This is a genomic window from Photobacterium satsumensis (assembly GCF_050336935.1).
Lineage (GTDB): Bacteria > Pseudomonadota > Gammaproteobacteria > Enterobacterales > Vibrionaceae > Photobacterium > Photobacterium satsumensis.
On the sequence record NZ_JAKJSK010000006.1, the window covers coordinates 1,492,875 to 1,502,151 of the forward strand.

At 42.7% G+C, this 9,277-nt stretch carries 8 protein-coding genes and 1 pseudogene; 4 read left to right on the forward strand and 5 right to left on the reverse strand.

The features are described 5' to 3' along the window. Window positions 1–12 precede the first annotated feature (12 nt). The 4 genes and pseudogenes from L4D79_RS06935 to L4D79_RS06950 all read right to left on the reverse strand — a co-directional run bounded on the left by L4D79_RS06935 (window position 13) and on the right by L4D79_RS06950 (window position 4,212). On the reverse strand, window positions 13–1,314 hold the full coding sequence (locus L4D79_RS06935; RefSeq protein WP_428651735.1) for a TRAP transporter large permease: 1,302 nt from the start codon (window positions 1,312–1,314) through the stop codon (window positions 13–15). Between the two features lie 138 nt (window positions 1,315–1,452). Beyond that, window positions 1,453–1,947: pseudogene (locus tag L4D79_RS06940) on the reverse strand (TRAP transporter small permease); the annotation flags it as partial. A gap of 57 nt (window positions 1,948–2,004) precedes the next feature. Next, window positions 2,005–2,991 (reverse strand): TRAP transporter substrate-binding protein DctP, encoded by a 987-nt coding sequence (gene dctP, locus L4D79_RS06945; RefSeq protein WP_428649172.1) that lies wholly within the window; start codon window positions 2,989–2,991, stop codon window positions 2,005–2,007. 30 nt (window positions 2,992–3,021) lie between these two features. Continuing rightward, window positions 3,022–4,212, reverse strand: a complete 1,191-nt coding sequence (locus L4D79_RS06950; protein WP_428649175.1) for a glycoside hydrolase family 88 protein — start codon at window positions 4,210–4,212, stop codon at window positions 3,022–3,024. A 179-nt stretch (window positions 4,213–4,391) separates the two neighbouring features. Between L4D79_RS06950 and L4D79_RS06955 the strand changes: the two genes are divergently transcribed. Continuing rightward, window positions 4,392–5,594 (forward strand): LacI family DNA-binding transcriptional regulator, encoded by a 1,203-nt coding sequence (locus L4D79_RS06955; protein WP_428649177.1) that lies wholly within the window; start codon window positions 4,392–4,394, stop codon window positions 5,592–5,594. Between the two features lie 141 nt (window positions 5,595–5,735). Here L4D79_RS06955 and L4D79_RS06960 read toward each other — a convergent pair whose 3' ends face one another. Continuing rightward, window positions 5,736–5,912, reverse strand: coding sequence for a hypothetical protein (locus L4D79_RS06960; protein ID WP_428649180.1), 177 nt, complete (start codon window positions 5,910–5,912; stop codon window positions 5,736–5,738). A gap of 142 nt (window positions 5,913–6,054) precedes the next feature. On the opposite strand from L4D79_RS06960, the gene L4D79_RS06965 reads away from it, so the two are divergent. The 3 genes from L4D79_RS06965 (at window position 6,055) to L4D79_RS06975 (ending at window position 9,249) form a co-directional block, all read left to right on the forward strand. Beyond that, window positions 6,055–6,915 (forward strand): helix-turn-helix transcriptional regulator, encoded by an 861-nt coding sequence (locus L4D79_RS06965; RefSeq protein WP_428649183.1) that lies wholly within the window; start codon window positions 6,055–6,057, stop codon window positions 6,913–6,915. Window positions 6,916–7,227: 312 nt separating this feature from the next. After that, window positions 7,228–8,190, forward strand: coding sequence for a Gfo/Idh/MocA family protein (locus L4D79_RS06970; protein ID WP_428649186.1), 963 nt, complete (start codon window positions 7,228–7,230; stop codon window positions 8,188–8,190). Between the two features lie 39 nt (window positions 8,191–8,229). Next, a complete protein-coding gene (locus L4D79_RS06975; RefSeq protein WP_428649189.1) occupies window positions 8,230–9,249 on the forward strand; it encodes a Gfo/Idh/MocA family protein in 1,020 nt (339 codons plus the stop codon). Window positions 9,250–9,277 lie beyond the last annotated feature (28 nt).

The following is a 9,277-nucleotide window of genomic DNA, read 5'->3' on the forward strand; positions in this document are numbered from 1 at the left end:
TGTATCCTGAGATTACAAGCCAAACAGGCTTGGTAAATATAAACTGAAGAACGGAAAGTAAGTAATTAGTATCAATCCAATGACTTGTAATAGAAAAATAGGCAGAAGAGGCTTAATTACTCTGGTTATCTTTTCCTCAGTTATGCTACAAGAGACAAACAGGACAGTACCTACTGGTGGGGTGACGATTCCTATCGCAAGGTTGTAGGTCATAAGAACTCCAAAGTGCACCGGACTCATCCCCAACGCTGTCACGACGGGATAGAAAATTGGAGTGAAGATCAACATTGCAGGTGTCATATCCATAAAGACACCTACTATCAGTAGGGTAATATTGATTAGCAGTAGGATTACATATTTATTATCGCTGATGCTAACCAATATATTTCCGATAGTATCGGGAATATCAGCAAAGGTCATAGACCAACTCATTAACCCTGAGCAAGCGATAAGAAAGAGAATGACTGCCGAGGTTATTGCCGAGTCATTCATAACTTTGAGTAGTTTTTTTACAGTCAGCGTACGATACATCAACCCCAGTACTAAGCTATATACTACGGCAACCCCAGATGCTTCTATTGCAGTAAATACCCCACCAATAATACCACCGATAACCAGAACAATTAGAAATAGACTGGGCAATGCGCGTAGGAATACTCGTGATGTTTCATGGAGGGTATACGGCGTTTTATCTATCGGATAGTTGTACCGCTTAGCATAGAGATATGCAACGGACATAACGGCCAACCCCATCATAATCCCTGGAATATAACCGGCTAGAAACAGCGCAGCAATTGAGGCACTGCCCCCAGTTATCAGAGAGTACATGATAAATACACCAGTTGGCGGAATTAACATACCTGTTGGCGCAGAAGCTGCATTTACAGCTGTTGTGAAAGCCATATCATAGTTTTTTTCTTTCGCCATTGGCGAAACGATCCCACCGATAGCAGTCGAGGCAGCAATTGCTGAGCCGGAAACTGATCCAAACATCATATTTGCTATAACGTTTGATTGCCAAAGATTTCCTGGTATACGTTTACCTGTTAGTAAGGCCAAATCTAACAAGCGACGGGCGATACCACCTTGGTTCATTATATTTCCTGCAAGAATGAAAAAAGGCAGAGCAAGGAAACCAAAGCTATCCAGACCAGAAAACATTTTTTCTCCAACTACCGTGAGTAAAAAAACAGGTTCAATCTGTAGAGAAAGTGTAAATAAGCCAGCTAATGCTAAACCAATAGCAATAGGGGTATTAAGTGCGAGAAACAGAAAAAAAGCACCAAATAGAACTACAGTAGACGTTGCTTCAATATGCTCATAGACTAGCCACTCATACGTTTCGGTTGTAGAAAACCATAGAACGATTACAGTTACGACGATAAGCCCCGCCCAACATGTTAGCCCTTCAAACAGGGTCTGTTTATTCACACCCAGCTCCCGCACAGTGTGAAAGATACGATTGACTGCTATTAACAGCCCACACAGCAGTACCGATAGGTGAAGTATACCAACAGATAATTTAAGCATTGGCGTAATCAATAGAGCATTATTTTGTACCGCCTGATAGCCACCAACCATCATAATGAGACCAAAAGCAATCACCAAAGTATTGTTGATCATAATCAACCAACGCTGCCCCCCTGGCGTACACTTATCAAATAAAATAGGTAGGCTCAGGTGCTTATCACTGGAAAAACAAAGCGCTGCACCAATAAGCCCCAGCCAAATCAAGGAGTAACGGAGGAACTCATCTGAAAAACTGCTAGGCGATTGGAAGATATATCGAGTAATAACGCTATAGACAATAACGATGCTCATTGAAGCTAGCAAAGTTACAATGAAACTTTTCAAACAGACTGACAGCAATCTTTCTAATTTAATTACTAGGCTTAATGAATGAATAGGCAGTTTTTCTTTAGGTATTGTTTCTGTATGACTAAGCATAGTGTGACCATCGAGTTAAATGGTATGCGTAGTAGCCCTACGCATACCGGGTGTAGATTAAAGATTCAGTTCACGACCTTGAATTTCGAAGATACGTTCTAGAACTTCACGTTTATCTGCATCTTTTGCCGCTGATTCGTAAAGTGGACGCATAGCGGTGATCCATGGCTGTTTATCAATATCAGTGATCTGAACCCCCATTTGTTCGATTGCTAGTCGCTCTGATTCTGCATGGGCAGTGTCGACTACATCTATTGAACGCTCAGAAGCAATCTTCATTTCACTTCGTAAGGTGGCCAGATCATCTTCAGACATCCTACTCGACGCTCTTTTACTCAGAACAATAAAGTCGGTCAGTCGAGTTTGCTCTGTTCGTATACCGTATTTAGTCACTTCACCGAATTTGATTTCCCATAAGCCAGCTAAGCTACCTTCAGCACCATCAACCATGCCTTGCTGCAATGCGGTGTAAGTTTCCGTGAACTCCAGCGGCACTGGTATTGCACCTAATCCTTGTAACATTTCAATATAGGTATCAGTTGCCATCGTACGAATTTTCAGACCACGAATGTCTTCAATAGAATTGATCGGAGTTGATGTATGCAAGCTGCGAAAACCATTACTTAGGTAGCCCAAAACTTCAAAGCCATTCTGATTAGTTTTGGCTAGCAGTTCCTCATTCATATAGTCACTGCTCATTACTATCTGGTATTCATCCAAGCTACGGAACACGTAAGGCATGTTGATTACCCCAATAGCCGGCTGCAAGTTCTCAAGCATACCGCTATTAAGCAGACCCATATCGATTACCCCACTCTGGATCTGTGATACATACTGAGTTTGCCCGCCAAGTGCACCGCTCCAGTAAACTCGGATATTGACGCGGTTATCCGTTTTTTCCTTTACCGTATCAACAAACTCCTGCAGTACTTCACCTGCCGGACTGTCAGCCGGGGTATTCGTTGCCAACTTATAGACACGGGCTTGTGCACCGAAAGCCATAGATGCCATTAATAACGCAGCAAGTAGTTTTTTGTATTTCATTTTATATTCCTTCAAAATCGGGGAGTTAGATTATTTCCAGAAAAAATCGGTATAGCCATTGGCACGCATCAGTGCCTCGACAAAATAGTAATCGCCATACGGAAGCATGTTGTTACAAAGCCCTGCTTTAACAAAAGAGGCCCCTTCACTAAGTAAGCCTTCAGCCCCGGGGTCACTAGACAGGTCACACTGCTTGATAAGCCCAGCTAGGATATCGAGCCCGGCTTGTCGATAATGTGTTTGCTCTACCCCGTCTTCACAATGAGCCGCAATCAGTAACAAACCCGCAGCAATTATTGCCGCTGCAGAAGAGTCTCGATATTGAATCTCCTCTTTTGGCAAATTGAAATCCCAAAGCGGAATACCATCATCAGGTAGCTGTTCGATAGCGTAATCAGCAAGCTTCTTCGCCGTTTCTAGGTATTCGCTATTTCCTGTATGTTCGAAAATTTGTGCATACGCATGAATTGCCCATGACTGGCCGCGTGCCCAGCACGACTCATCGGCATACCCCTGGAAGGTCTCACCACGCAACGGTTGCTGCGTTGTCGGATCGAATAGGAAACAGTGATAAGTGCTGTAATCGTCACGAATGATATATTTCTTGAGGGTATCGGCATGTTGAATAGCCGCCTCGCGATACACCGGATTGGAAGTGACATCAGAAGCCCAGAACAGCAAGGCAAGATTTTGCAGCGAGTCGATAATGGTACGCCCTTGGGTTTTTTCCAGCCCCAGCTCATGGGTTTCATTCCACGCGACAATATATTTACCGACTCGACGAAAACGGCTGAGTAACGCATCAGCGGCCTGCAAAGCCAAAGTTTTGCATTTTTCATCTCCTAGTAATTTATATTCAGCGACACTGGTCAGACTAAATTGGAAACCTAAGTCATGATCGAGCCAGTCAGGATGAGCTAGCAACGTTTTGAAATAGCTACGTCGCATAGAAGCACTATTTTTTAACGTCGCATCCCCAGTAACTTTGTACGCCAACCAAAGCTGGCCAGACCAAAAGCCGGACACCCAGTCGCTTGGGGGGCAAAATTGATATTTATTTGTTCCCGGCACACCTATTTTTGGATTTCTATCTCCCACCTTTCTTACATTGCGGATAATCGCGCTACAAACTTGCTGTAATGCCTGCTCATAACAAATTGGGTTGCTATGTACTTGTTGAGAAGTATTCGAAGCGGTTATGGGGCGGAGATTAGCATTCATAGAATTTCCTGTTTGTCTCTTTATGGTCTTTGCGAATTGAAAATATGTTATCAATGAAACGTCGTTTCAAACTGTGATAAATTTCTCATTATGAAATTTTTCACACCAGGAAAAGTTTCCCAAAGAGACACACCAATAGAAATTCAATTAAAATCAACAAATTAGAATGATTTCGTAATATGATCTTTTTTATAACGAGAGATAGATTGATAATTTTCGGTAAGAGACATAGAATTTGTTCAAACTTCTTGCTCACAGGGAAATATTTTCCCCAGCATGCGGAATTGAACAAAATGCAAGTAGAGAACAAAGCCAAAAAAGTCACGCTTTCAACTATTGAATCGTTAACTGGTGTATCGAAAAGTACGATTTCACGGGTGCTCAACAACAGCAAGTTCGTTAAACCTGAGATTAGAGACAAGGTATTGCAAGCCCTTGAAGAAACAGGCTATAAGAAAAGTGCCCCAAAACTGCAGATAGGCATGAAAATCAGCCGAATAACCCTAGTGATGGGTGACTACCTTGGCATGTCATCAGGCTTCTACACCCGTCTTATCGGCCAGATAAAAGAAGAAGCTAAAGGGCTCGGCTTAGCCGTTGATTTAGTTATTCTCAAAGATGTTACTAACACCGAAATGGTGACGAACCAGGTTGAAGGGCGCGAAGCCATTCTATTGCTGGGACTAGATACTCCAGAAGTGATCAGTGCCATTCAAGCTCATAGAACCCCCATGGTGATTATTAACGGCTCAGACTTACGCCTCCAGTCGTCCTCAGTATCTCCTGACTACACATTGGGCGGGCTTATGGCCACCCAAAACTTGCTTGATGCTGGGCACAGAAACATCAAGCTAATTATGACCGATTATCGCTATTCGCTTTTTGAACGAAAAGCTGGCTTTATCCGTGCACTGGAAGATGCCGGTATAGAGTTTGATGCCAAACAGCATATATTAGATTTAGAAGAATACGCCCGAAGGATAATGAACGACAATACGTTGGCAGATCTTATTTCCTCTGATAAAGCAGGCATGGACTTTGGTGCTTCAGCAGTCCTTCCCCATGCCATTGCCAACGGTGAGCTTGAAGGTGTTACCGCTGCCTTTTGTGTTTGCGACATGGTTGCCATTTCATTAATGGATAGTCTTAAGATCGCAGGCATTAGTGTACCATCCCAACTATCAATCATTGGCTTTGATGATCTTGAAATATCCTCATTAACCGAGCCGCCTTTAAGCACTATCAGGACCAATTTTGATGCCCTGACCAAGTCTGCGGTACGCCTTCTGGTAACAGAAATCGGTCAAGGCCATGATTATAGTGTTAGGTTAAGTACTCAAGTGCATTTGGTTGAACGTAAATCTGTCAAATTTTTAAATTAATTAACGGTCAATGGGGTTTTAAACTAGACACAGTACTATACGGCTTATGCAACTGTTCTGAAAAAGCTTTCCAATCTAGAGTTAATCAACTGGTTAACTCTCCTTGACATAGAGAGCAAGTTAAATAGAAGCTACCCGGACTCAATCCACAATAAACACCCCATTGTCGAATAACTCGTTAATGATTTCATTCGAGGTGGATCCCGTACCCAACCCTATTGCGGCGACATCAATGTTTACAACGATGATGTTCTGCTGCGAAGTATCGGTCACCGAGATGAACATTTGGGATAAATGTGAGCTATCAAAAAAAGCCATTAATTGTAATCACTTACCCTAGATAGACCAACCAAGTACTCTTACTAATTGTTAAGATTTTTTTCTAGCCAACAGCGTAAGCAGAAAAGTAATATAGAGTATGGTTTACAATTAATATCTGCATGTTGAATAAATTTAAGTAATGAAAAGTCGTGTCGAAAATATAACCAAAAGAGCTGGGTTTTCTTGGCGTTACAAGCAGTTCGACCAGCCTCATAGTACTGGTTGGCACTATCACCTGGAGTATGAGCTATTACTGTGCCGACAGGGAGAAGGATATTACTTTGTCGCAGAAGACATGCACCCAATCAAGCAAAATACGCTATATCTTCTATCTCCCAAAACGTCGCACCAGCTACACTGCACAACCGATAATGATGGCTTTTTGGATATTCATAATCTGTGGTTTAGCCATCAGTGGATAATGGGGCTGGTGGACAATTGTGTTGAGTTTGAAGCTCTCATTCCGCTCTTTGAACAAGCTCAACGAGGCATTACGTTTTCCGAAGAAGTGGCTAAACGAGTCTTTGCCCTGATTGACGGCCTACCTAAAGACCGTAGCCCCTTAGCTCAACTGAACCGCCTATTTCAAGTGTTGAACGAGTTGGTGGTAACGCCTGACAAAACCAGCCTCCATGCGCGCGGCATCGAAACAGTAGAAGACAGTATTAGTAACTTACGTAAAGTAGAAAAAGCGTGTGAGTTCATCGAGAAAAACTACATGTACCCCATCACGCTAGAACAACTGGCAAATTATGTATGTACAAGCCAAACCTCGATTCATCGACTTTTTGAACACCACTTTAAAGAGAACTTCTCAACACACTTGAAAAAGTATCGCTTAGGTCAAGCTGGCCATTTACTTATTAATAGTGATATGAGCATCGCTTTGATCGCGGAAAAAGTAGGCTATACCAATCAGTCGAACTTTAACCGTCAGTTTAAGCAGTACCGGCATCGAACTCCCAGAGAGTTTCGTAAGTACTTTACCCAGCATGCTTAGCTTTAAGCAACAAGCACTCATAAATATCCCCACCTATACTATTTAGTTCTTCACCCCCCATATCAATCGGATCCCACATTTACTGCCAGCGGATATGCTAACCATCAGCTGAGCTTACTTGCTCCAACTCTAGTTTTATCGGGTATACACAGAATATTTTGCATACTGCCAATAAAAATCTTCATTATTGGAGAGATAGTATTGATTTGTGTTTAAAGGCTACAACATAGGACTATCGCTTCTCCATATACTTCTTTCCATCAGGTAACGCCAATGAGCCATAAGCCCCACCACACGGGCTGGAGAGATGAGATGAAAATAGTCAAATACGGCATTTTAAGTACCGCTTCTATTGTTCCAAGATTCGTTAATGCTGTGCGTGAAACCGCAGAAGGTGAGGTGGTTGCAATTGCCTCTCGAGGTTTAGAACGCGCACAAGCAAAAGCGGATGAACTCCATATCCCTAAAGCCTATGCCTCGTACAAAGAGCTTGTAGAGGATAGCGACGTTGATGTTGTCTACATAGCCAGCATTAACAGTGAACACTACAGTAACTGCTTACTGGCCTTGAACGCTGGAAAGCACGTGGTCTGTGAAAAGCCTTTAACTCTGACGAGTGCTCAAACAAAGCATCTGTTTACACTTGCCAAAGAGAAGAACTGCTTCATGTTTGAGGCACAAAAGGTGGTATTCCTGCCAACCATTAACCAAATCAAACAGCGACTCAATCAAGGCGACCTTGGCCGAGTTCATATGCTGGATCTCACCAGCTCTTGCGCAGCGACTTACAACAACTGGCTAGGTTCTCTAGAAGCTGGGGGTGGCTGTTTATATGGCAATGCAAGTTACTCCCTTCATCTCATCCAGCACCTGTTTGACTGCAAGATCGAAGACTATTCTGGCCTATCGGTATTAGGAGAACAGGGGGCGGACGTTCAAACCGTAATAAACCTAAAGCTGCCCAATGACATTTTAGTTGTGAGTAAAATTTCTACACGTGTCAATGCGATTAACAAGGCCTTTATCTATGCCGAAAGAGGTTACATCGAGATTCCGGATTACTGGAAAGCACGTAAAGCAACGATTCACTTCCACACAGGGAAAGTTGAAGAGATCGAATTCCCATGCCAGCACGAGCTTGTTTACGAGGTTCAGCACGTTCATGAATGCTTGGCGAAAGGGTTATTAGAGAGCCCCGTGATGAATCAAGAAATGTCAGTTGCAACTTTAGATCTGATGGAAAACATCCAAAACACCGTGGTGTTAAAGAAATAGTTGTCACTTTAAAAAAATTCAAAATTAGAGGTAGTTAATATGTCAAAAATTAATGTTGCCGTTGTCGGTGTTGGTATCTACGGTCGCCATCACATGAACGCTTACAAATATAACCCTGACAGCAATTTAGTTGCATTTTGTGAATTAAACCCAGAGTTACGCGCTAAAACAGAAAAAGAAGAGGGAGTTCCGGGTTATGAAACGCTGACGGAGCTGTTTGAGTTACACGATATTGATTTAGTGTCGATTGCAACGCCAGACCCATTCCATGTAGAAGCCTCACTCCAGTCTGTACGTGCAGGAAAACATATTTTGGTTGAGAAACCTCTGTCGACCAATGTCGAAGAATGTCGCCTAATTCTAGACGAAGCAGAAAAGCATAATGTCTTAGTTGGTGTTGATTTCCACAAACGTTGGGATGGTATGGCTCAACATATTCACAACGAACTAAAAAAAGAAGATACGGGTAAAGTTGTACGTGGTTACGTATCGATGGACGACATCATTGATGTACCAGAAAACTGGCTGTACTGGGCAAAAGACAGCTCTCCTGTTTACTTCCTTGGTTCACACTGCTACGACCAAATCCGTTACTACATGGATGGTGCCGATGTGGTTGAGGTATATGCAATCGGAACTCGCGGTATCCTTGATGAAAAAGGCGTGGAGACTTGGGACAGTATTCAAGCGTTCCTTAAGTTCGACAATGGTTCCCAGTGGACAGTTGAAACAGGTTGGGTTTTACCAAGCTCTTTCCCGAAAGCTAATGATGGGAGAAGCTTCATTATTACTGAAAATAAGTATTTCCGAGCTGATGCTCAAGAGCGTGGATATGAAATTTTTGGTGAAGAGAAAGCATCAACCCCAAACTACAATTTCATCAACTACCGTAATGGCTTAGCTTCAGGCTATGGCATCCAACCAATTCATGACTTTGTCGACTCGATTGTTAATGGCACACCTTACCTCGCAACTGGTATGGACGGACTTAAATCAACAGAAATTTGTGATGCCGTTCATCGCTCTCTTGAAACAGGTGAAGTTGTTCGTCTGAACTAAGCTATCGACCATTTTATCTCCCATATTC

Bases quoted from the DNA above. Each gene is read 5' to 3' on its own strand.
- L4D79_RS06970 (WP_428649186.1), top strand. From the start codon at position 7,228: ATGAAAATAGTCAAATACGGCATTTTAAGTACCGCTTCTATTGTTCCA.
- L4D79_RS06960 (WP_428649180.1), bottom strand. From the start codon at position 5,912: ATGGCTTTTTTTGATAGCTCACATTTATCCCAAATGTTCATCTCGGTG.
- L4D79_RS06965 (WP_428649183.1), top strand. From the start codon at position 6,055: ATGAAAAGTCGTGTCGAAAATATAACCAAAAGAGCTGGGTTTTCTTGG.
- L4D79_RS06950 (WP_428649175.1), bottom strand. From the start codon at position 4,212: ATGAATGCTAATCTCCGCCCCATAACCGCTTCGAATACTTCTCAACAA.
- L4D79_RS06955 (WP_428649177.1), top strand. From the start codon at position 4,392: ATGATCTTTTTTATAACGAGAGATAGATTGATAATTTTCGGTAAGAGA.
- L4D79_RS06975 (WP_428649189.1), top strand. From the start codon at position 8,230: ATGTCAAAAATTAATGTTGCCGTTGTCGGTGTTGGTATCTACGGTCGC.
- dctP (WP_428649172.1), bottom strand. From the start codon at position 2,991: ATGAAATACAAAAAACTACTTGCTGCGTTATTAATGGCATCTATGGCT.